Origin of the sequence: Paenibacillus sp. TAF43_2 (assembly GCF_052113545.1) — a bacterium.
In the GTDB taxonomy this organism is placed as follows: domain Bacteria; phylum Bacillota; class Bacilli; order Paenibacillales; family Paenibacillaceae; genus Pristimantibacillus.
Map to the genome: position 1 here is coordinate 35781 of NZ_JBFRDK010000016.1, position 22984 is coordinate 58764.

At 46.3% G+C, this 22984-nt stretch carries 24 protein-coding genes; 3 read left to right on the forward strand and 21 right to left on the reverse strand.

The annotated features are described in order from the left end of the window. Nucleotides 1–403: 403 nt before the first annotated feature. The 3 genes from AB4Z17_RS05740 to AB4Z17_RS05750 all read right to left on the reverse strand — a co-directional run bounded on the left by AB4Z17_RS05740 (nucleotide 404) and on the right by AB4Z17_RS05750 (nucleotide 4566). Nucleotides 404–2023 (reverse strand): ABC-F family ATP-binding cassette domain-containing protein, encoded by a 1620-nt coding sequence (locus AB4Z17_RS05740; protein WP_441908443.1) that lies wholly within the window; start codon nucleotides 2021–2023, stop codon nucleotides 404–406. 250 nt (nucleotides 2024–2273) lie between these two features. Beyond that, complete coding sequence (locus tag AB4Z17_RS05745; RefSeq protein ID WP_441908444.1) at nucleotides 2274–3341, reverse strand: Gfo/Idh/MocA family protein; 1068 nt, start codon at nucleotides 3339–3341, stop codon at nucleotides 2274–2276. Nucleotides 3342–3510: 169 nt separating this feature from the next. Continuing rightward, a complete protein-coding gene (locus tag AB4Z17_RS05750) occupies nucleotides 3511–4566 on the reverse strand; it encodes an MBL fold metallo-hydrolase (protein WP_441958699.1) in 1056 nt (351 codons plus the stop codon). A 339-nt stretch (nucleotides 4567–4905) separates the two neighbouring features. Here AB4Z17_RS05750 and AB4Z17_RS05755 point away from each other — a divergent pair, with 339 nt between their 5' ends. Beyond that, nucleotides 4906–6060, forward strand: a complete 1155-nt coding sequence (locus AB4Z17_RS05755; protein ID WP_441958672.1) for a virulence factor — start codon at nucleotides 4906–4908, stop codon at nucleotides 6058–6060. A 90-nt stretch (nucleotides 6061–6150) separates the two neighbouring features. On the opposite strand, the gene AB4Z17_RS05760 is transcribed toward AB4Z17_RS05755, so the two are convergent. From AB4Z17_RS05760 to AB4Z17_RS05780, 5 genes are all read right to left on the reverse strand, one after another. Beyond that, nucleotides 6151–7335 carry a transglutaminase domain-containing protein gene (locus tag AB4Z17_RS05760; RefSeq protein ID WP_441958674.1) on the reverse strand — a complete coding sequence of 395 codons (1185 nt, stop codon included), beginning with the start codon at nucleotides 7333–7335 and terminating at the stop codon, nucleotides 6151–6153. 180 nt (nucleotides 7336–7515) lie between these two features. Then, nucleotides 7516–8493 (reverse strand): alpha/beta hydrolase, encoded by a 978-nt coding sequence (locus tag AB4Z17_RS05765; protein ID WP_441958676.1) that lies wholly within the window; start codon nucleotides 8491–8493, stop codon nucleotides 7516–7518. A 17-nt stretch (nucleotides 8494–8510) separates the two neighbouring features. Beyond that, the gene (locus AB4Z17_RS05770; protein ID WP_441908448.1) at nucleotides 8511–9143 is read right to left on the reverse strand and encodes a bifunctional 4-hydroxy-2-oxoglutarate aldolase/2-dehydro-3-deoxy-phosphogluconate aldolase; all 633 of its coding nucleotides are present in this window, start codon (nucleotides 9141–9143) and stop codon (nucleotides 8511–8513) included. A 27-nt stretch (nucleotides 9144–9170) separates the two neighbouring features. Then, a complete protein-coding gene (mutY, locus tag AB4Z17_RS05775; RefSeq protein WP_441958678.1) occupies nucleotides 9171–10412 on the reverse strand; it encodes an A/G-specific adenine glycosylase in 1242 nt (413 codons plus the stop codon). Then, entirely contained in the window at nucleotides 10412–11290 is an 879-nt protein-coding gene (locus AB4Z17_RS05780) for an AraC family transcriptional regulator (protein ID WP_441908450.1), read from the reverse strand. The genes mutY and AB4Z17_RS05780 overlap by 1 nt, the downstream gene beginning before the upstream one ends. 169 nt (nucleotides 11291–11459) lie before the next feature. Here AB4Z17_RS05780 and AB4Z17_RS05785 point away from each other — a divergent pair, with 169 nt between their 5' ends. After that, entirely contained in the window at nucleotides 11460–11807 is a 348-nt protein-coding gene (locus tag AB4Z17_RS05785; protein ID WP_441908451.1) for a c-type cytochrome, read from the forward strand. A gap of 77 nt (nucleotides 11808–11884) precedes the next feature. Here AB4Z17_RS05785 and AB4Z17_RS05790 read toward each other — a convergent pair whose 3' ends face one another. The 5 genes from AB4Z17_RS05790 to AB4Z17_RS05810 all read right to left on the reverse strand — a co-directional run bounded on the left by AB4Z17_RS05790 (nucleotide 11885) and on the right by AB4Z17_RS05810 (nucleotide 17607). Next, the gene (locus tag AB4Z17_RS05790; protein WP_441958680.1) at nucleotides 11885–12112 is read right to left on the reverse strand and encodes a hypothetical protein; all 228 of its coding nucleotides are present in this window, start codon (nucleotides 12110–12112) and stop codon (nucleotides 11885–11887) included. 61 nt (nucleotides 12113–12173) lie between these two features. After that, entirely contained in the window at nucleotides 12174–12572 is a 399-nt protein-coding gene (acpS, locus tag AB4Z17_RS05795) for a holo-ACP synthase (protein ID WP_441908452.1), read from the reverse strand. A 95-nt stretch (nucleotides 12573–12667) separates the two neighbouring features. Further along, the gene (locus AB4Z17_RS05800; protein ID WP_441958682.1) at nucleotides 12668–14740 is read right to left on the reverse strand and encodes a CopD family protein; all 2073 of its coding nucleotides are present in this window, start codon (nucleotides 14738–14740) and stop codon (nucleotides 12668–12670) included. Between the two features lie 9 nt (nucleotides 14741–14749). After that, nucleotides 14750–15811: a DUF4198 domain-containing protein gene (locus AB4Z17_RS05805; RefSeq protein ID WP_441958684.1), complete on the reverse strand. Its 1062-nt coding sequence runs from the start codon at nucleotides 15809–15811 to the stop codon at nucleotides 14750–14752. Between the two features lie 164 nt (nucleotides 15812–15975). Then, complete coding sequence (locus AB4Z17_RS05810; RefSeq protein ID WP_441958686.1) at nucleotides 15976–17607, reverse strand: hypothetical protein; 1632 nt, start codon at nucleotides 17605–17607, stop codon at nucleotides 15976–15978. Between the two features lie 218 nt (nucleotides 17608–17825). Between AB4Z17_RS05810 and AB4Z17_RS05815 the strand changes: the two genes are divergently transcribed. Further along, nucleotides 17826–18734: an amidoligase family protein gene (locus tag AB4Z17_RS05815; RefSeq protein WP_441958688.1), complete on the forward strand. Its 909-nt coding sequence runs from the start codon at nucleotides 17826–17828 to the stop codon at nucleotides 18732–18734. Nucleotides 18735–18774: 40 nt separating this feature from the next. On the opposite strand, the gene AB4Z17_RS05820 is transcribed toward AB4Z17_RS05815, so the two are convergent. From AB4Z17_RS05820 to AB4Z17_RS05855, 8 genes are all read right to left on the reverse strand, one after another. Then, a complete protein-coding gene (locus tag AB4Z17_RS05820; RefSeq protein ID WP_441908457.1) occupies nucleotides 18775–19155 on the reverse strand; it encodes a DUF2809 domain-containing protein in 381 nt (126 codons plus the stop codon). A 7-nt stretch (nucleotides 19156–19162) separates the two neighbouring features. Continuing rightward, nucleotides 19163–20002, reverse strand: a complete 840-nt coding sequence (locus tag AB4Z17_RS05825; RefSeq protein ID WP_441958689.1) for a hypothetical protein — start codon at nucleotides 20000–20002, stop codon at nucleotides 19163–19165. A 175-nt stretch (nucleotides 20003–20177) separates the two neighbouring features. Continuing rightward, nucleotides 20178–20987 (reverse strand): ammonia-dependent NAD(+) synthetase, encoded by an 810-nt coding sequence (gene nadE, locus AB4Z17_RS05830; RefSeq protein ID WP_441908459.1) that lies wholly within the window; start codon nucleotides 20985–20987, stop codon nucleotides 20178–20180. 14 nt (nucleotides 20988–21001) lie between these two features. Beyond that, nucleotides 21002–21436 carry a BrxA/BrxB family bacilliredoxin gene (locus tag AB4Z17_RS05835; RefSeq protein WP_441958691.1) on the reverse strand — a complete coding sequence of 145 codons (435 nt, stop codon included), beginning with the start codon at nucleotides 21434–21436 and terminating at the stop codon, nucleotides 21002–21004. A 102-nt stretch (nucleotides 21437–21538) separates the two neighbouring features. Then, entirely contained in the window at nucleotides 21539–21916 is a 378-nt protein-coding gene (locus AB4Z17_RS05840; RefSeq protein ID WP_441876213.1) for a DUF3905 domain-containing protein, read from the reverse strand. 15 nt (nucleotides 21917–21931) lie between these two features. Further along, complete coding sequence (locus AB4Z17_RS05845; protein ID WP_339204631.1) at nucleotides 21932–22072, reverse strand: hypothetical protein; 141 nt, start codon at nucleotides 22070–22072, stop codon at nucleotides 21932–21934. A gap of 81 nt (nucleotides 22073–22153) precedes the next feature. After that, the gene (locus tag AB4Z17_RS05850) at nucleotides 22154–22606 is read right to left on the reverse strand and encodes a GNAT family N-acetyltransferase (RefSeq protein ID WP_441908611.1); all 453 of its coding nucleotides are present in this window, start codon (nucleotides 22604–22606) and stop codon (nucleotides 22154–22156) included. A 24-nt stretch (nucleotides 22607–22630) separates the two neighbouring features. After that, nucleotides 22631–22984 (reverse strand): ATP-binding protein (locus AB4Z17_RS05855; protein ID WP_441958693.1); only part of this gene is annotated, 354 nt, incomplete at its 5' end.

Genomic DNA, 22984 nt, shown 5'->3' on the forward strand with positions numbered 1-22984 from the left:
GCCTTTCTTGATGAGTAAGAATGATGTAACATGCGCTAGTTTGAATTTTATTATAATGAGTCATGTTTCACATTTATGAAAGTGCTTACTGAAAAGCTTTTCTGAAAACCTTTTCAAACGTAGTATAACTCCCTTTTACGCATAAATCAACCAAAAAATTTTCAAGTTTGTCCATCTTATTTTATGCCAATAGTTGCACAACTTTAGATAAGGCTGCTGCTCCCGAGCTTAACGGTATTTTCAACTAATGAAAATAATAACGTAGCCATTGAGGCTTCATATCTGTATATTGTGAGCAAATGAAATGACATTTAGAACTCTAGAATTTTATTTGGTTCTCCATATAGACAAAAAAAGCGTCAATCAGCGAGACTATCCTCACTGATTGACGCTCTATAGAAAATTAAACAGCGTACATACGTTCACGAAGCGCTTTAACCTCAGCACTTTCAAGGTATTCGTCATAAGTCATCATCCGGTCGATTACACCGTTCGGCGTAATTTCAACGATGCGGTTAGCGATCGTTTGTACGAACTGATGGTCATGCGAAGTGAACAAAATCGTACAATCCGTATCTGTCAGACCATTATTCAGAGCCGTAATGGATTCAAGATCCAAGTGATTCGTTGGCTCATCCAAAATAAATACGTTCGCGCCCTCAAGCATCATCTTGGAGAGCATGCAGCGAACTTTCTCGCCTCCAGACAACACGCTTGCTTTCTTCATTGCATCATCGCCCGAGAAGAGCATACGGCCAAGGAAGCCGCGAATAAAGGTTTCATCCGGGTCTTTCGAATATTGACGAAGCCATTCCACAAGGTTCAAATCAACGCCATCAAAATATGGCGAGTTGTCTTTCGGGAAATAAGCCTGCGATGTTGTTACACCCCACGAGTAGCTGCCAGCATCCGCTTCAACTTCACCAACAAGCATTTGGAAAAGCAAAGTCTTAGGCAAGCTGTTCGGTCCAACAAATGCAACTTTATCGCCTTTATTAAGAGCGATCGTCAGATTGTCGATCACTTTCTCGCCGTCGATCGTTTTGGTCAAGCCATCAACAAGCAAGAGCTGCTTGCCCGCTTCACGCTCACCTTTGAAGAGGATAAACGGATATTTACGGTTTGATGGACGAATATCATCAAGCGAAATTTTCTCAAGAAGCTTCTGTCTCGAAGTTGCTTGTTTCGCTTTCGATTTGTTCGCACTAAAGCGTTGAATAAACGCCTGCAATTCCTTGATCTTGTCTTCCTTCTTCTTGTTCTCACCGCGCATCAACTGCAATGCAAGTTGGCTGGATTCGTACCAGAAGTCATAGTTGCCGACATACATTTGGATTTTGCCAAAGTCGATATCCGCAATATGTGTACATACCGTATTCAGGAAGTGCCTGTCATGGCTGACTACGACAACAGTTCCTTGGTAATCGGCAAGGAAATCTTCCAACCAGCGAATGGACTCAATGTCCAAGTGGTTGGTAGGCTCATCGAGCAATAGAATGTTCGGTGTGCCAAACAATGCTTGAGCCAGCAATACGCGGACTTTCTCATTGCCGCTTAGCTCAGCCATTTTCTTATCATGCAGGTCAGGAGTAATGCCGAGTCCATTTAGCATCTCTGCTGCTTCAGACTCAGCTTCCCAGCCGTTCATGTCTGCGAAGTCAGCTTCAAGCTCACCTGCACGCATGCCGTCTTCATCAGTGAAGTCTGCTTTTGCATACAAAGCGTCCTTCTCCTTCATTACCTCATAAAGACGCTTGTGACCCATCATTACCGTCTCAAGTACAACGGACTCGTCGTATTCATAATGGTTCTGCTTTAGAACGGCTAGCCGTTCACCCGGCGTTATATGCACTTCTCCGTGCGATTGCTCAACTTCACCGGATAATATTTTCAAAAAGGTCGATTTGCCCGCGCCGTTAGCGCCGATCAAGCCATAACAGTTGCCTGGCGTGAACTTAATGCTAACATCTTCAAAAAGCGCCCGCTTCCCGTAACGGAGCGTTATGCCACTTGTACTAATCATTCGTTTAATCCCGTCCTTCACTACAAAATCACTTTATCTTGATCTATTATACCACAGTATGCAAGGAAACCGAACCTTCTTTTGCCTTTGCCTTAGCATTTGGATAGACAATCCAGCAACGAGGATTACTTTTAATTCATAGATCTCACGATAAAAAAACCTTCCTCCATGCGACTTTGATACAGTTGTCGCATTAGGGAAGGTTTTTAGCAATAAGCTATGAAGCAGTGATGTCTTTTTTTTTAAAAGATTAATCCCACTTCAGCTTAACTTCATTGCCCGTGCGGGAAGATTCATATATTGCGTCAAGAATACGGTTATTTGTGTAACCCGAAAGTGCAGACGTAATCGGCTGCCTGCCTTCGCGAATGCAATCGACAAAATGGCGGCTCATTAGAATCCGATCCTCTTCCCCCTCTAGCGGAGTGATGTCGCTTTCAACGACTTCATTGTTCTCATGCGTAACATACTTGCCGTTATTGCCAATAATCGCTACGCCACCTTCTGTTCCCATCAAATGAATAAATGGATCTTCCGGCAGGAAGGCTGAATGTGCAGCCCAGCTAACCTCAAGCGACAAGGTCGCTCCATTATCAAGTTTAATAAGCGCCGAGGCTAGATCCTCAACGTCATAGTACCCGTCCCAATTTGGCGTACCCCATGTACCTGTACCAAGACGGTTAGGACCAAATTCTGCATAAGTCGAGCCGTATACGGAAACAGGCTTCGGATTGCCCATGAGATAAAGCGAAAGATCTAGCATATGAACTCCGATGTCAATTAGCGGGCCGCCGCCTGCTTGGTCTTTGCGAGTGAACCATGAGCCCCAGCCGGGAATGCCCTTTTTGCGGAACCAGCCTGCCTTTGCGTTATAGATGTGGCCTACATCGCCGTTATCAATTCGCTGCTTAAGTGCGCGGCTCAGTCCAGTCCAGCGCATTTGATGCGACATCATTAGTATTTTACCTGATTTCTCAGCTTCCTCTACGATTAGCCGCGCTGCTTCGGAATCAATGGCCATCGGTTTCTCCAGCAGAACATGCTTGCCTTGCTTCAGTGCTTCAATAGCAAGCTCGGCATGAAATTGGTTAGGCACACCAATAACAACTGCATCGATCGATGAGTCTTCAAGCAGCGATTGCGGACTTGGATGAACCGTTTCAATACCGTACTCAGCAGCACGCTGCTCAGCAAGCGGAAGGTAAGCGTCCGTTACAGCAACAACATCGATGCCTTCGACTTTATTGAATGTCTGCATATGTATACTACCGATTGCACCTGCACCGATAACGCCTAGACGAATGTTTGCATGAATCATTCCTTGCTCCTCCTTATAGGTACCTTGCTTCGTAAGATGAGCTTAGATTTACGCATGCAAACCTAAGCTCCCTAAAATTATTCCACTATGCATACTTATACTTAGCAAGTATAACGGTTTCGTTTACCGTCGTCATTGCTCGAATTTGGCAAACCTTTGTCCTCGTTTGTTATTTCCCGGACATACGCCATGTCTCGCCATGCGGCAGAACTAGAATTCGCTCGTCAGAAATACATCGTTTTCTGCGTTCAGCCTCCAAGCGATCGAGCGCTTCACGAGGCGTATCATCCGCAAGCTTAAACGCACCATAGTGCATAGGAATAAACCACTTGGCATCCAAATCCTCGAAGGCTTGGAGCGCTTGCTCCGGCGTAATATGCTGCGGCGCCATGAACCATTCCGGCTCATAAGCTCCAATCGGCAATAGCGCTACATCAACCGGGAAGCGGCGGCCGATCTCCTTGAAGCCTTGAAAATAACCGCTGTCCCCAGCGAAATAAATAGTCGGAAAATCAGATATGACTGGCCGCTCAACGGAAGCTGCACCGCTAAAAAACGGACAACTCCGAGCAGCTGCCGGCTCGGACGCGCTTGCGATTTGCGCTCGCGACTCTGCAGCTGATTCCATTCCGTCACCGGCCTCAAAAGTATCACGAACATGGCTTACAAGCTTCTCGCTGCGTGATGCTGGACGCTCAATGACAAAGCCTCCCCAATGCGAGCTATTCGTATCCCATGGATTGCGGCGAGTCGAATGCTGTGAAGGCACAAATGTGAATTTCACGCCATTATACATAACGGATTCCCACCAGTGCAGCTCCTTAATTCTAAGAAAGCCCTTCTTGCGAAGCTTGGCACCAAGTCCTGCAGGCACAAGCAATTGTCTAGCGCCAACCAGCCTGCGCAGCGAATTTATATTTAAATGATCATAATGGGAATGCGATATAAGCACGATATCAATAGGCGGAACGTCCGCTACCTTGATACCTGGCGCTGAAAGTCTTTTTTGAAATGCCATTTGAGTCGACCACACAGGGTCTGTAATAATGTTCAATCCGCCGAACTGAATAAAAAAAGTAGAATGCCCTACCCAAGTAATAGAAGGCCATTTTCGGTTATTCTCCAAGTATGCGATGTCAGGTTCAACAGTCGGAACGGTGAATGAATAATCTTTCATTCTCAGCTTGCGAATGCGTTCCTGACGCCATCTTTTGAACTGCTTCATTGAAGTGTGCTGCTCGATAGGATCTATATTAGCAAATCGTTTTAACTTCAACCGTCCATCCCTCCTTCGCATTCATTTCTTGTTTTATTAAGATACCAAGCCAGCGGTACTCAATGCAAATATGTTATTTATGCGAAATCATCCACGCACTCGTATGACAGTCTATCCAGAAATGTGAATTAGAGACAATCTCTCGTTTCATCGTTCGCATCCTAACATAAAATCAGTTACACTTGGTTATAAAGCATTTACACATAAGATTACGCTTTCGACGCAGCATTTGTTACATAAATGAAGCAGATGAGCGTCTAAATATCAATTAGCCCAGGAGGTTTCCTTATGAAACTAATTTCAATAGAACCAACGCCGAGTCCCAATTCCATGAAGCTGAACGTCGATGAGATGCTCCCTCGCGGACGCAGACTCACCTACAAAGCGAGTGAAGCAAGCGACGCTCCTGAGCTGCTTCAGCAGCTTTTGCAAATAAACGGAGTGAAAAGCTTATTCCGTACAGCTGACTTTATTGCGCTTGACCGCAAGCCTGGAGCAGATTGGGCAGCTATACTCGCTGAAGCAGGACAATTGCTGCAGAAGGTTGCTGATGGCGACAACGGCGAGGGCAGCGGGAGTGGGCCTTCAACTAGCTTTGGCGAAGCGCAGGTGCTCGTTCAAATGTATCGCGGCATTCCGATGCAGGTGCGCGTAAGAATGGGAGACATCGAGGCACGTTCAGCGCTTCCGCCACAGTTTGGCGAGGCGGTTAACCTTGCCGCTGGCTCAGGCATGATTCGCGAGCGCAAGCTGGAAGAGTTTGGCGTTCGATACGGAGAACCCGAGGAGATTGCAGCTGAAATTGTACGCGAGCTGGAAGCTTCCTATTCGAGTGAGAGATTGGATACTCTTGTGCAAGCAGCTATTGAGCAAGGGAATGCTGGTGCTGAAGGCGAAGCTCCAGCTGTCGTAAGGCCAGCTCCGCTAACTTTTGAACAAGCGCAAGAGCAGTTCGCCTCATCGGATTGGCAGGTTCGTTACGCAGCATTGGAGCGATATGTTTCCGCTATAGAAGGTTTGCCTTTGCTTGCACAAGCGATACAGGATGAGAACACATCGATTCGTCGTCTTGCCGTTATCTATCTTGGCGATCTGCGAGCGCCTGAAGCGCTGCCGTATTTGTTTATGGCGCTGCGTGATTCCTCAACTTCCGTTAGAAGGATGGCTGGCGACACGCTGTCTGATCTTGGTGATCCCGCTGCGGTTGGACCGATGATTGAATCACTCCGTGACAAAAACAAGCTTGTCCGCTGGCGCGCGGCACGCTTCCTCTATGAAGCAGGCGATGAATCTGCGATCGATGCGCTGCGTCAAGCTGCTAATGATAATGAATTTGAAATTCAGCTTCAAGCCAAAATGGCGCTTGAACGGATTGAACGCGGTGAAGAAGCAGCCGGCTCTGTATGGCAGCAAATGACCGCTGCGAGAAAAAATGAGCAATAATTGATTTACTCAAATAGGAAAGGGGGTGCAGAGATGCACCCCCTTTCCTATTTGAACAAAATGAGGTGCAGCCCTCTGCACCTCATCCTATTATTTCGCATATTCCAGCTGAAGATTAACAAGAAGTGATTGATCGCCAGCATAAGGCTCATAGCTTGCCCGATAACCAACTGCAACGTTTATACGTTTGAAGGCAGCCTTTAAAGCTGCTGCGAATTGATCGCCTTGCTCATATCGGAATGATAAGCTCCCTGCCTTGGAATCAAGCGCCGATTGTATAACTTGATTCAGCTGCGCTGAGCTTGATACCGTATATTCCGGTTCAAGCCAGTGCAAGCCAAGTGCGATCTTCAGCCTGCTGAAGCGGCTGCGCTCCGCCTGTCCCCCTTGCTTCTCCAGCTCACGAATCGTATCCGCATAGGAGACGTTTGCAGCAGGATAAGTTCTAGTCCACTGGTGATCAACGCGCAGTTCCTCATCCGTTCTCAAATAATAGTTATAACGAATCGTACTCTCGCTTGGCGAAACTTTTTGTGCCGTGATTTGGCTTCCTGCTGATGCTGCTGCGACCGGATCATCCCAGGTTAGATCCAAATGGTACCAAACACCGTCTACCTGCACCATATTCCATGCATGCTCGCCCGTATTCACAGTACCCTCTGCGATTAAAACCGTCAGTCCTGCTTGCTTAAGCATTTTATAGCCTAGCAATGAGTATCCTTGACACACGGTTTCTCCGAGTGTCACCGCATCATAAGCAGTGTAATGCTTCAATGTTTTATCATACTCCACATGGCTAACGACCCAGTCGTGAATAGCTTTTATTTTCTCATGCTCATTCATTCCCGGCTCTATTATAGATTGGAGCGCCTTTGCAACGGTGCGATCTACAACTGCCGTTTGTTCCAGTGTCTCGCGGTATCTGGCTTCCAGAGCAATCGTCGATTTATTTCCCCAGCTGCGAATGGTGTAGATGTAGGATTCAAGAATGTAGGCTGAATAATCATCATGCTTTAAAGCAGCACGAATGACCTCTGTCATTTTCTTCGATAGTTCCTGCTTGTCCCCCGTGTATGTCACTGAAAACCGCTCGGACCTGGCTTTGAAATGTTTAGCAAGCTCGAGCTCCATGCGCTCCATCTTATTCGTTTCATCCAAGGCGGCCACCTCCTCCGACTCTGCTGCCGCCGGAAATAAATCCAGCTTGAGGTCAAGACAAAATGCAGCTACTACGATAACGACAACCACCAACAATTTAGAAGCTACTCTACGCATTCGAACCTCCTTAACAATAAGTGAAAGAAAGCAACCATTTATCGGAAACTTCTTCACATTTATATTTTCAACTAGAAGGGATGCCCGTTTATAAGCTAGCAGCCTTGTAATCAAACTGTAATATTTCTCTCATCTTGGTTTCATCTTATGCTTATATAATAAATTCATGACCCCCCTTTATTATATATTCTCTCTTGAAGCCTGCCGCCTCGTGCCGCGGGCTTCCTTTTTGATAGAAGCATACTCCATGGATTCCAGCAAAAAAGGGATAACCTTCTCCCAGAAGCTAGAATCTTGCTCGGAAGTGCTATGTCCTTTGGTCGATACGAACAATGTTTGAATCAGATGATCTGGCAATTGCTCTTTCAGCTGCTTCAGATCCTCCGCACTAATAAACTCATCACCATTCGAATGAATCATCATAATCGGTGTTCGGCCAATGTCGGAGCTGCCGGCATGTTTTGCTATTACAGCAGGAATGCTGGCCTCTTTAAACTGCGACCACGATATGCGTGAACGAATAAGCCATATCATCGGAATCAGATAGGCTAGCGGGAATAGCGGCAGTTTTTTGCGTCGCAATTCCGATTTCATCATCGTATCGAAATGGACGGGCATTGAATCCGTTACGACCGCTCTCACCTTCATGCCTTGATCAAGGGCAAGCAGCGCTCCAAATCCGCCAAGGGAATGACCTAGTATGGCAATTCGATCTGGATCAATACCTGGCAAACTTTTGGCTGTTTCAAGAGCAGCGAGCACATCATCCCGAAACATGAGCGCGGAAGGCGCAGAAATCGAATCGCTGTTGCCGTGGCTGCGTGCATCATACATCAATATAGCGAACCCTGCTTCATAAATCGGACGCGTATACCTAAGCACTCTCGTCCGATTCGATCCCCAGCCATGCGCTAAAATAATAAGAGGCGCAAGTCCGTCCTTTAACAAGTCGTTGGAAGCAGGCTGAAGCAGCCAGCCTTCCAGCTTAGAGCCATGATTAGTGAACGTTAAGGATTGCCACTGCGTGTCGACAAGAGGAGTCTCCGCATTCATAATCTTTCGAGGCTTCTGGCTGCGCGCGCCCATTTGCCAGATTAGCGCAGCAAGCAGCAAAACAATAATAAAGAAGATGATAACGATCCATAAGACAACGTCCATGAGATAACCTCCTTGCTCTATAGCTTGCTTACGATATCTACGAATTGCCGTGCTCGCTCCGTTACTTGAGCGAATTTCTCTTCGCGAACCCATTCCAAATTAACGAGCTTGCTGCCCATTCCGACAGCATTTGCTCCTGCTTTAAAATAATCTGCAATATTATGTAAATCAACTCCGCCAGTAGCAATCATTGGAATATCGTTTAATGGTCCGCGAATTTCCTGCAAGTAACCTATGCCGAGCGTGCCCATTGGAAAAATTTTCACAGCATCCGCTCCTGCCTTCCAAGCTTTCACAATTTCAGTCGGTGTCATAACACCGGGCCATACGGAGAGGCCGCGCTCGCGGCCATATGCTATAACTTCCTCATCTAGATTAGGCGATATGAGATATTGGGCGCCTGCCGCCACAGCCTCCTTAGCAAGGTCTACATCCGTTACTGTGCCGGCACCTACTGCAGCTTTTCCATCAAACTTCGAACGCCAACGCTCTATCATAGCCGCTGCTCCGTCCGTGTTCATCGTAATTTCCATCATATGAATGCCGCCATCTATTAAAGCCTGCGCTGTGTCATCTGCATGCCGATCTTCAATTCCTCTTAAAATGGCTACGATTTTGTGCTGCAAGAGCAGCTCCAGCATATTGCTCATTTGCTTCTCCTCCGACTCTATAATCATTTATTCCCAAAATTGCTTTAAAATGCGCAAAAATAAATTCGGAAACGGAAGCGTGTCCATATCTTCCTTTGAAATCCATCGGTAAGTGCCCGGCTGCTCATTATGTTCCTCAGTAGAAACATCTATAGCTGCTGCCTTTTTATTCACTTCATAAGAGGACGCTGCCTCCGCAGCAATAGCTGCGCTGCCCGATGCAGCTGCGATGTGTGCGTCTATAGCTGAATAAGACGTTTCACCCAAATCGGCTAAATAAAAACGCATTTTCCAATGAATATGACTAAAAATATGATCAGCATCTGTAAACCAGCTGCGCGGACGAATAAGAAGTCCTGTGTCCTCATCAAGCATACGGCTGATCATCTCGGCGAGCTCGCCCTGCTCCTTCGGCGCTGCTTCATCCAGCCAGTTCACCTTATCCGGCGGCAGCAGCAAATGGGGAAGCTCCCACATTTGGGCTAGAAGGCCTGTAGCTGGACGCTGCCTTACGAGCACTTTGCCGGCATTTTCCCCGCTGCCAACAACGATTGCTGCCGCCCTAAACTCTGGACGAGGAGGCTTCGCCTTCGTCTTGATCGGCAATTCCATCTCTCTGCCTGCTAGTCTCGCCTCGCAATGCTCCATTACAGGGCAAGGCAAACAGCTTGGCGATTTCGGCGTACACACGAGAGCACCCAGCTCCATCAGCGCTTGATTGAAGTCACCAGCGGCGCCTTCTGGAATAAGCGAAGCAGCCAGCTTCTCAATGCCTACTCGCGTCGAAGCTTTTGCGATATCATCCTCCAAGCAAAAATATCGCGAGAGCACACGCATCACATTACCATCAACTGCCGGCTCTGGACGATTAAATGCGATGCTCATAATAGCTCCGCTAGTATAAGGGCCAACGCCCTTCAATCCAGCAACGGACGCTTTATCATCTGGGACGATTCCCCCATAACGCTGAGCGACCTCTTTGGCACCGGCTTGCAAATTGCGGGCACGCGAGTAGTAGCCCAGCCCCTCCCAGCTTTTGAGCACTTCCTCCTCAGGAGCTTCAGCAAGCGCTCGCACTGTGGGGAATTTACTCATAAATTGGTTGTAATATGGAATGACAGTGTCTACCCTCGTCTGCTGCAGCATAATTTCAGATACCCATACCCGGTAAGGATCTTTATTAATCCTCCATGGCAAATCGCGTTTGATAAGCCGATACCAATTTAGCAGCTCTGTGCTAAAATACGTCTTTACATCTATTTCTCCCATTAGCTTTTCTCCTCGTTCATTCTTGTTGTAAGCGTCTTTCGATTGTTTCCGGTATTTTTTCCAATCCGTCTATACTGAACCGGCGTGATGCCTGTATATCTTTTGAACAGCCGAGATAAATAATGATTTTGCATGCCAACCTGCTTCGCAACAACGGCTACAGGAAGCTCCGTTTCCATAAGCAGCTGCTTCGCGATCGCGATGCGGCGATTTGTCACATATTGGATCGGCGAACAGCCCATGATGTTTTTAAAGGAAGTAATGAAATAGTTTGGATGAAGAAAAGCAAACTTAGCTAGCTCCTCAATTTGTATATTCTGATGCAAATTCGCTTCAATATAGGCGAGCACTTCATTCCATTTTACCTCAAAATCCGATTGCTGGAATGTTGTTCTCTGCACATGGCTTTCTTCTAAATAATAAGCAAGCAGCTCCAGCAGCACCGACTTTAACCGCAGCTCACGTGTAATCGATTTACAATGCTGATAATCATTCATTTTTGTAAAAAGGCTACTCATCATTTCTTTGTCCTTCACATAAACAAATGGCGGAAGCTGCAGCGCATTAATAACTTGAAAATCGCTAAGCTCCAAACGGAAATGGCACCAATAAAGCCCCAGCTTCTCATTTCCCTCTGTACCAAAAGATTGCTTTGTACCCGCTGGCAAAAAATAAAGCGTACCCGGCTGTACGAAATAAGTGTCATTTTGTATGTTAAGCCGGGCTTCTCCCTTGACTGTATAACCGAAACGGAAAAAATCCGGCTCGGTTTTTTTCTCGAACCAGCCCGGTTCAAATTCGTTATAGGCAGTCATAATAACCTCGGCTTGAATGTTGTTCAACTGATTTTGCAAAATACTTTCTATTGTCGGTTTCATGAATTCTCCTATAAGTAAAACTGAGATATAATAGTTATATCTTCTCTCTAATGGTTAACATCTTCTCTATTATACGAACTAACGATTCAAATTCATATGGAAGTCTTATGAATATCCTAAACAAGACCGAATCTTCCATAATAAAGAATAAAAGAAAGGATTGCTATATATGAATCGGAACCGAGGTTTTTCTATTGCAATAACATTCTTTATAGCTGTGATACTGCTGGCAGGCTGTGGAAGCAAAGAGAACAGCCCGCCTGAGAAAACCAACGCGCTTATTGGGCCGGAGGAAGTTATTTCGGTTTATAAGGCCAATTGCGTCAGCTGTCACGGAACCGGACTTCAAGGCAGAGTAGGCCCGGCAACAAATCTCCAAAAAGTTGGAGAGCGCATGAGTGCTGCTGATATTACGAAACAGATTGAAGAGGGCGAAGGCTCGATGCCTGCTTTTAAAGAGCGTCTGACTGCTGAAGAAATTGCAGGGCTCTCTAATTGGTTGGCAAGCAAAAAATAACAAAGGCTTAGCGAAAAAAAAGGATGCCTGAGCAGATTATGCTGCTCAAGCATCCTTTTTTTCTTGTTCATGATCGCTTAATAGCCGATATGATGGCCGTTTATTTTTGGAGAACTCATGAAATGAAGTGCCGCTTGGCCAGCGTAGGTCCAATGCGTTTCACCCATTTGGGGATGCATCGGAAATAGATCACCCTGCACAAGCACTAGATCTCCGCCCCAATCGTCTGAATACACCCCGTCGAATTCAACCCATTGCCCGGTTTTAAACCGACGCTTCGTTTTTTGCAGCCGCTGCTCCTTCATTGTCGGCATCCCCTCTCGACTAGCTAACTTGGTATATTACATTCCAAGTATAGGCAAAAGGTTACTCCGATATCCGTTCCGCAACAGCAAAAGCTGATGCAAGCTTTCGTTCATGCGTAATCGTAACATGAATTCGAACAGCCTCTCTGCTTAAGCCTAGGCGATTCCAAGCTGCCACCGTTAAGTTGCACTCGGGTTTGCCGCAGCTTCCTCGCAAAATTTCGATGTCTGTGAATCCTAGTATATTCCCTATTCCACAGCCAAAAGCTTTCACAACCGCTTCCTTCGCAGCGAAACGTCCAGCCGTAAACTGATAAAGCCGCTCGCCTGTGTACTCCGTAGCCAGCTCTCGCTCGCCCGCAGACAGCACCCGCTCCAAAAACCTTCTGCCTGTGCGGCCATCCACTATTTTCGCGATTCTTGCAATATCTGATAAATCATGTCCGATGCCGATGATCATGCTAACACCCGCCTTTTCCCTGATGGTGAGATTAGCAGAAGCATGAAGCGAAGTCAAGCATGGACATGTCTTTCCCTCTTATTTTGCCGTAACAACTATTCCGTTAGCGAGTCGCCTATCGCTCGCTCATAATGGAAGTTGTTTCCTTTCTCGTCTTTTACATCAACCGTAATTAACCCTTTTTTCTGATCATCGATAAACTCACCTGATGAACGATACGTATATTTCGTAAAGCCTGGAAATTCAAACATCTCTTCCCCCATCGGCTGCAATTCCAGCGGAATCACAATTTTGTTTCCTTGCTCGGTYTCCTTTTCCGCTTCCGCTTGATTCGAGTCTATCTTAACAGCTACTTCCGCGGATAAAGGCGTTCCCTGATCTTCAGGAAGCCACAAATCAAGGCGTACAGCCTGATCCCCAGTCTGATCATTCTCCGAAATACGCAAACTCATATGCGCCTGCTCACCCATCACATGCCAATAAATCGGTTCAGCCAGCTTTGACTCCACGCGTGCTTCCGGCGGAGAAGTTGTCGACAACCAGCCTGCCAGCACGAATAGGGCAACAGCAAGCAGCATCTCAATTCGGATGCCATACAGCAACCCTCTTGCGGCGCTCGCTTTCGCGATTTGCGGCATGAATACGAGCTTATGAAGTGCTGCAATGACGACGACAAGCAGCATGAGAATGGTTTTGGCGAGGATTAGATTGCCATACGCTGTAGTGAACAATTGTCCCCATTCTGAGAGCCTAGCAGCCGAAAGCCATATTCCGCTAATCAAAATAACGATCATGCTTGGCAGCGCCCACTTTGCGAAACGCACAGCCGCTTGGTTCAAGCGCTCCACGGCATTTCTATGGAAAGTTATTGACAGCAAACCCGCAAGGCCACCAAACCATATTGCGGCAGCAGACATATGAACTGTATGGGTCACTATTCCAAATACGACATCGGTTAAAGCAGCATTCGCATGGCCTGTGAGCGGGAAGCTCACTATCAATGCCGCTGCAGTTATCCATTTAATCATATTCGCCCATCGTCTCTCCCGAATAGGGGCAAATGCAAGAAGAAGTGCGATTAAAGCAAGCCCAACTCTTAATGTCGCTATCTTTCCAATCATTGTTCCATTAGCTAGTGCATAGATGGATACACCGCCGAATTGGTCTGCAAGCATCGACAAGCGAAGCAATCCGGAAACCAGCCAAATAAGCGCAGCGGCTCCCATCACTAGTCTCTCGGCTCGGACGGAGAAACCAAAGGGTGCCTTTGATTCATCATCTCTCCAGATGACATATCGGAAAAACAGTATTCCAGCGAGAATAACAGCCGTCAAAATATCGAGTATGCGCATCAGCACCATGAAGCCTTGGCCACCCGCATGATCGTGCTCGGCCTCTCCAGCGCCACTGTCGCCGCTGTGATTGCTATGGCTGCTGTGATCATTAGCGGTATCTTGTTCGATCTGCGGAGCAGCATTATCGTCTTCCACAGCATCCGCATCAACATCTTTTGTATTTGTATTTGTATCCGGCTCTGCTGCCTCCACCTCTTCACTGCTTGAAATCGTGGGAGACGGGGTAGCGGCCGTCCCTTCACTGGCTTCTATAGACTCAGCAGTCGGAGTGGGTGATGCAGATGGCGTAGGCGTTATATCCGGCTTTTTTGTAGGCTTAGGTTTAATTGTGGGCTCTGGACTCTTTGTAATTACGGGTTTGTCAGTCACTTTTGCTTCATTTCCAGAGCTGCTCCCTGTATTACCAGCAGAAGCACCGTCCAGTGAAACCGTATCATCCGGTTTCACAGCCTCAAGCTTCACGCCTACCGCAAATTTAAAGGAACCGTCTGTTATATGAGAATCAAGCGACAACACCTGCCAGCTTACTTCATAAATGCCCTTATCCAGCTTAGGAATGGTATAAACTAGCGTAAGCTCATCATCACTGCTTAACTTGCCAGTAATGTCAGTGCCGCTACTACTTTTTAGTGAAATATTACTTAGCTTCGTATCGATTTTCTCTGTAAATTTTATTCGAATGGCGGGCGGAGCTTCCGCCAGCTCCGCATCCCCATAAGGTGTCGATTGCGCAATATAGGCATGCGCCGAGACGAAGCTCGGCAGGCATGCCCATATTATTGCTATTGCAAATATCAATCTTATTTTTTTCATCTGCAATCCTTATTTTGTGTAAATGGCGACAGCTGCTTGATTACCGCCTACGGCAGGGAAGTATTCAACAAAAGCACCAGCTGCCTCAGCTGCGGAACGAAGGGTTACTGCACCTGTGCCTTTATATGCTGCGTCTACGTATTGCTTAATGAACGCTGCATCTACTTTCGTCGTACCATTTGAAACAGTCAAGCTGCTTACAGCTACTACGTTTCCGTTTACGTAAATATGTGGTTTAGCAGACACGGCGCTGCCTGGGAGCTTCACTGATTTATTTTGAACCGTGAAAGTCATTGTAGCTTCGTAATTTGTTGCGCTGTATTCGCCTTCCTTAGCTTCCGTAGTGCTTGGCTTCGCACGTACTAAGTAATAATCGGCAGCACCCGTCGTAAATGAAACCACGCCCTTATCATCGGTCTTCAGCTCCACTGCTTCAGAATTGCTGCGACGAATAATATCAACGGCTGTATTAGTAAGCGGTTTGCCCTTTAGAAGCAGCTCAATCGACACTTTTTCACCCGGTGTAACTGCAGCAGGATTGAACAAAGGGATGAGCTCCGCTCTATCCGGGCTTACTTCCTTAGAGAAACCTGTAAGTGCCTTGACCCGATCAATGACAGGAATATCGCTAATCGCTACAAATGATTTGGCACTGCGCAGCGTGCGAGTTGCAGCCTCTGCACCCTTGTACACGCTGTCTGCTTCGGTTGATATAATATACGCGCCTGGAACATTTGATTTAAATGACGCAACAAAGTAATTATTTAGCGCTGGCGTTGTTTCAGTAGCCGGCTCTCCAGTGTAGAAACGAGTGCCTGTAATATCTGACTTCTGCCCTGCCGGCGTAGTCACATATACTTTTGAAGTGCTGCCCCACTGCCCTTCCAACCGATAGCTCTTGTGCTCGTTGGAGTGGTTTCCATACATAAGCTCAACATAGGAAACTTGACCCGGCGCTACGATTGGTGCACTCGTCTGAGACCAACCGTCATGCGCGAATACTGGAGACGCCGCTCCTAGTGTCAACATAGCTGCCAGTGCGACACCTGCGATTTTTTTCTTAAGCTTCATAAAAATACCCCCATCGATTTGGATTCACTGTCCAAATTGTATCAATGGGGGAGCTGCATCACATGACTCGTTAGAGCTATATAGTGGTGAACGATATGTGAATCATGACTATGCAATTATGGAAAGTGTAGCTTTCATTCCGTCTGGAACGATACGCATCTCGTTTAAATTCTATATTCACTAAAATCAACTGAAAGGCCATTGATTAATTTCTCACTGCTGCCTTCTCCATCTACATTTAGCTCAAGTACGCTCTTATCATGGCTCACATACTTCACACTAAGCCTTTCCTCAGCAGACCAAGCTGGCCTATTGTTTTTTGCCTGTTCCACAAATTCTTCATAGCTGCTTATGCCATTCTTCAACGCATCGTTATGGCTGATTACTTCGACAATTACGCCGTTTTCTGAGCCTTTGCTTGTAACGATAGAGCGATCCGAACGAAGTTCCAGATCATAAGGCTGCATGACATAAACCGCCAAAAACACATTCTCAGTCTGACCAACAAGCATGCCCGGCTCTTGCAGCCAATCCATACATGGCAATAACCCGATAATCGTATTGTCTTTGTCAGAAGGAATCGGATATAGAGCCATTATTGTGTTTTTGTAATAGAGAACTTCCGTAAACTCGGTTTGATGCCGTAAATCTTCAACCGCATTCGCCTCTGCCGGATGGAAGAAGTAAAGTTGATTCACGCCGTTTTGCAGTCCCAATGGCAAAGAAATATCCCAGCGATGCTGCTCATTGTCAAACTCCGAGAAGCGCTCCCACATTCCGCCCGCTGCAAAATCCGATGTAATGTAGGCATAGCTGTGAAGCATGCTTGTTCCTTCATCCGTTAGCTTCGTAATCGCCTTTTTCACCTCAGTTGGCTTACTGCGATTAAGCGCCGTACGACGAGCTGTTTCAGGAGCCTCGTAAAATAAAAATCCTGCATACTCCGTCCGCGGCATTTGCTCTGGAAGCTCGAAATCACCGAATTGCACATAATCATGCAGAACGTTGCTATCAAGCGGAATGTCATGCTTCTGACCGCGGCAATGAGCGCCGACAAAGGCGCCTTTCAAATAGAATGCAGCTCGCTCATTCCAGAGAAAATCAAGCATATCGGCGAGCTCTTGTTTAATGGCTGAGTCCTCTATTTCGTACCAAGCACAAGTGAATGCCTGCACCCAATGCCAGAACCAAGGCAAGCTGTTGTATTCGGACATGCCATACTTGCGAATATGGGCTAATGTAAGCTGAAGATTGCTGCGACCATCCTCCAGCAAATCAGCATCGGCAAACATTTGTCCAAAAATCAGCTTTGCAGCTGTATACTTTGCATCGTGATGACCAAATACATTTTTATGATGGAAGAAGCCGCTTCGATAAATATGGATAAGGGCTGTATCAAATTCTTGGATTAGCTGTTCGTCAAAAAACGTCCTATAGCGTCTCGCAAAAAATGCCATCAAGCTCCCCATCAGCTCCACGGGCAACGTATTTGGCTTGGAGTCCTTCGGTACATCCTCTAGTCTAAGCGGCCAATGCCCATAAGTATCGCTTTCTACATCCTGATCTTGCAGCGCGAGCACCTCTAGGAGCACAGATCCCGCAGTTCGTTTAGCAGCCTCTCTCTCAAACGGCAGCTGCTTTGATTCATCAACTGCAGCTGCAAACAAATAGGACGCATAATAAAAGTTATCGCGTAAATCGTGGTGGAACCATAAACCGCTGCTTAATAACGGCTGGTTATGGGCTGCAATTGCTATTTTATGAATAATTTCTTTTTGCTTAGCTGTAAAGCTCATTATACGAATCTCCTCAATTTACCTTTTTTCTTCTAATCATATATAATTTGAATAATAAGAGATACCTCTTCATTATTTTTTAGTTCAAAACTACAATCATTATTTCGAATAAGGAGGACATTTTATGTTCAGAAAAAAAATCCCTCGTTAATCTCGTGGTCCGCCTCGACTCCTCTCTTTACATGATGAAGCTTATATAAATGGAGAGGATGATGGTAATGTGGCCAAAAATCGTTGATTGGAAAGAGCTGCGCTTCGGCGTGGAAATTGAGTTTGTAGGCGGAAATCCAGAAAGCTTGGAGCTGCTGCCTGGTTGGGTTATTTCTTTGGATGAGCGGCAAATTGATGCAGAAGGTAAGGAATCAGGCAGTGAGCTTAAGCCGCCCCCGATTGCGTGGGAAGACCGTGAGCAAATTCAGGTCATGTTACGCAGGCTGAGGGAACAAGGAGCAACAGCCAATTGGAGCTGCGGACTCCATGTTCATATCGGTCTCGAACCGTGGGGAGAAGATGCTGTCCTCCCGCTTATAGACGCCGCACTGGAATATCAACAAACGATTCAAGCGTTATTGAATACGAGCAAGCACCGACTGCTGTTCTGCCCGCCCGTTACTACGGACATGCGAGAGAGCTATATTGCTAATCCAAGCGATGAAGCCGTTCTCCATAAAGGACGTCCGCAATCTCATCGATGTGGAATAAACACCGCGGCTTGGTTTGATATAGGCACGGTGGAAATTCGTTATGCAAATGGCTCAGTGAATGATGAAGAGATTCTCCGTACCATTGAGCTGTGCTTGCGATTCGTAGCAGCGATAGGTGCCGGCTGTAAGCTTTCAACCGATCCCTTAAAAATGGCTCTTGAGCTTGAAGCACCAATTGATGGTTATCCTTCTGATTTACCACCGCCACAATGGTATCAAGAAAGGTGCTGGCTGGAGGAAGCTCTCATTCCCATCTTGACGCCGCTGGCAGCCGAACTTGTACCGGGTGGAGAAATTCATCATATCGTACCTGTTCTAGATGGTATTATGGTTGCTATTGAGAAATCTGGAGAACATCTATTTAAATTTGTGCTAAAGCCTGCTGCCCAGAGCTGGACAGTTGTACGTCAAGTTGAATCATAAATCAAAAACCCTTCCGCCGCGTTTCGGTGGAAGGGTCTTCTTATTTTTTAAAAATAATATACCTATCAACAAGTATGGCAAATATAATCCCTACGCTGTACCTGATCAAATCCACGGTCAAAAAACCGCTCCCGAGCACTAAAGAGCCAATAAACGTCCTGCGAATCTCATTGATCCAATCTGCCTGGTAGAGCTGACTAAACTCGATGCCAAAACAAAAGATGAGGCTAGCGCCAGCAGCCCAAAACAAGTTTTTGTGCACCCCTATAGTGCGGAAGCCATAATAAATCATGCATGCCCAAAGCGCATCGCCAAAATGCTCTGCAACAAACCCAGGCAGCGAATCTGCAAAGCTCCTTGAGCTGTAGCCAAGCACCATCGTTATAACAACCGCAATCGCGTATCGTATTCTCGGTTTCATTTGATCATCACCTGCTTAAACGATTTTGCAGATTGATTTGGATTTGGCTGTGGATCTTGTCCCAGTCCAATCTGCTTTTATTAAACAGCATTTTATCGATCGGCAATTCGTTTAATATCGCTAATTCATAAGTCTTTCGCAGCTCAAGCACCTCGAGAAGACCTTGAGTTCCCTTGAGCTCTTTACTTTTGCCGTAGCCCTGCTCCGTGTAATACCAAGTAATAAAGTTTAGCCATTCTGTTGGCCGTTCAGCAATTATAGCAGGGAATGCATGTCTAAAGTCATCCTGATACAAATAGAGCAACACCGGATTTAGCTGCTTAATCAAGCGGTTCAGTTCATGAATGAAGGTCGTTATTTCAACCTCGGAACAATTGTCTCGTACAAGCATGACGGTTAACGGATTTTGCAAAAAACAGCATTCCAATATGTACACTTCATCCCCGTTAATAGCCTGTCTCGAAAAATCGCTCCACTTTTCAAAAATGAGCTGCTGATGCTTCTCCAAAGGGAGGTTATATACATCATAATCCCCGAAATATTCACTATTAATCGAATCTGTTTCCTTTAGCAGCTTCCCGTAATATACGATATATCCGTCCGCCTTAGCTTCGGAATGCTTAATGATTAACTGCTGTTGCTCCGTATATTTTTGCAGTATTTGCTTATATTGTTCTTCTGTAAAATAAGCCGCGGAATCATAATCGGCTGGGTGCTCCAAATCCCCCTCCAAAAACAAGCGATTGGCAATATTCTGTTCATCTAATAGCTGTTTCACAAAACGTGCCGTACTCGTTTTCCCAGATCCGGGCAATCCTTCAACAAGGATTAACTTCGTATTATTCATGGCATTCAGCTCCTTTCACAACTACTATATTCTATCTCCCATCCGTTTCTCCTCCATCATTGGCGTCCGCTTAGCTATTCAAATGCTAGTCCACTGCAATAAAAAAAGACTGTCCCCTGCCGATTTCTCGGTTCAAGGGACAGTCTTTGTATTGCTCGAAGCTTAAGGCAGCTCATTAAATACCCGGAATCGGGGAGCGCTTATGCTCGGTTTTCAAATATTGCTTTTCAAGCTTCTCGCGAGCCTCGTCGCTAATGGACTTGCCTTCGAGATAGTCGCTGTTATCACCGTAAGTGATGCCTAGCTCGCCCTCGTCGGTTTGTCCGTCCCATAGGCCTGCCGTTGGAGCTTTGTCGAGCACGCTTTGCGGTACGCCGATATGGGAGGCCAGCTCACGAACCTGCCGTTTGTTAAGCGTACTAAGCGGAGTAACATCAACCGCTCCGTCGCCCCATTTCGTGTAAAAGCCTGTAATCGCTTCAGATGCATGATCTGTACCAACGACTAACAGATTAAGGTCGAATGCAAGCGCGTATTGCATAACCATCCGCGTTCTTGCTTTCACGTTGCCTTTGCCGCCGCGGCTCAAATGACGCGGAATGCCTAATGACTTAAAGCTATGCTCCACTTCAATCGCGATTTCATCCACAGCTTCTTCAATATTCGTCTCAACGCGGTGCTTAAGCTGGAACGCTTCCGCTACTGCATAACTATCCGCAATATCGGATTGCTCGCCATAAGGCTGAAATACGCCAAGCGTCATATACTCGCGTCCTGTTTCAGCGCTAAGCTCATCTGTTGCCCGCTTGCAAAGACCCGCTGCGACCGCGCTGTCAATTCCTCCGCTAATCGCAATAAGCAAACCTGTTGTTCCCGAGTTCGTTACGTATTCCTTCAAGAAATCAACCCGTTTGCGAATTTCCTGCTCCGGATCGATTTGCGGCTTAACGCCAAGTCTTTGAATAATTGATTGTTGTAAGCTCATAGTTACCTTCCTAATTAGCGGCAAAACCGATCGAATGCGTCTGTCAGATCGGCTGCAATATCCGCTGCGGAACGATTTTCGATCTGGTGGCGCTCGATAAAGTGTACTAGCTCTCCATCCTTCAACAAAGCGATTGAAGGGGAAGATGGCGGATATGGAKCGAAAAACTCACGAGCTTTTGCTGTTGCTTCTTTATCTTGTCCTGCAAATACGGTATATAAATGATCAGGAGTAATATCGTGTTGAAGCGCATCAGCCACCCCTGGACGACATTGGCCTGCTGCACATCCGCAAACGGAATTGACAACAACAAGCGCCGTTCCTTTTGCATTTGGCAATTTTTCTTCTACTTCTTCAGGTGTGCGAAGCTCCTGAATACCAATGCGAGTAAGATCGTCTCTCATAGGCTGCACCATATCTAACATGTATCGTTCGAATGACATCGACATCGAAACACACTCCTTTAATTACTTTATTTTAGCTACTATTATACCTTCCGTAGTCAAAATAAAGCAACCGGAGCGCTCGCACTCCGGCTGTTCTTTTTTTGCTTAAACTGGAGCGTCTTTCGGCTTGTCCAAACCAAATGCCGCATTTTTGTCAGGATGAGTAAATATGCCTCCTTGCGGCTGAAGGCCCTCCTCAAAAATATCCCGATTTTCAGCGGTTAAAAAACCTACATCCTTAAACGGATGCACCCATTCATCGCCAGCCATCACAGCTGGATCTGTTTCCTCGCTCCACTGCGACAATGGTGAATCCGGAGACTCATATTCATGATCGCCTATAACGATGCCGTGTGAGTTCACAAACGGCGCACGGCTTCCTCGCCCTTCGCGAAACTGAGGTAGAAATTCGATTTCAAAAGGATCTAAAGCGGGATCATCTTTAAGCATTTCATCTTCATTCTTGTGCTCATGATCTGGCATATGAACACCTCCGCGCTAAATTGAAGGACGATTAGGTCCATCAAGCTTTTTGTCAAAACCAGCTGATTCGGGTGATTTGCTGTCAGCAGCCGTATTATTTTTTGCCTGCTTCGCTTGCTCAGCCGAACGATCTTTTTCCTCATTATGCTGCGTCATTGTGAGCGCTCCTCTCGTCATAAAATGTAACCGCAAATGCCGGTTATCTTTCAGAGGTAGTATGCTCAGCTGGCGCTTTCCTTATAAATCCTGAGATAGACGAACCATATCAACAACCTGTATTCCGTTCTCATAGATCGCTTCGGGATAATGTCTAACAAAGAAGTCTCGGTCAATACTCGTCATTCGAAAGCCGCATTTCTGATACAATGCAAGCTGGCTGACTCCTGAATTGCCCGTTCCAATTTCAATCGTTTTGTAGCCTAAATACTTTGCATATGAGATCGCATAAAGTACCATTTGCTTTCCAAGCCCTTGACCTTGCTTTGGCTCAGCCACTGCTACATTTACGATCTCGACAGTCTCAGGCCTTGTTGGCAGCATTACAAATACGGCAATGATTTGATTGCTTATCACACCTACAAAACATTCCCCGCGTTTTATGTATTCTTCTACGAGCTTAATCGAAGGATCTGCTAACAAGAGCAGTTCCATTGGTGGCTGTTCGTTTGCTAACAACTTACGTATTTCCATTTCCACTCTAATATCCTCCTTCAATTAACTCGCGCGTTCCTCCGGCACTGTGAAAGTAACGATAAACGCTGTACCTTCACCTTCCTTCGACTCTACGTCAATTCGGCCATTATGGCGCTCAGCGATGCTTAAGCATAACGGCAGGCCAAGCCCCGTTCCTTGCGTCTTCGTCGAGAAAAAAGGCTCGAACAAATGCTGCATTTGCTCTGGAGGTATACCGATACCCTGATCGGCAATCCGCAGCTCAATTTTATTCCCATTATTACGAGTACTAATATGTAATGAGCCCTTATTGTCCATAGCTTCCATTCCGTTACGGGCAATATTAAGAAAAAGCTGCTTAATTTCTCTGTCGTTCATCATAATTAAAGGTAAATC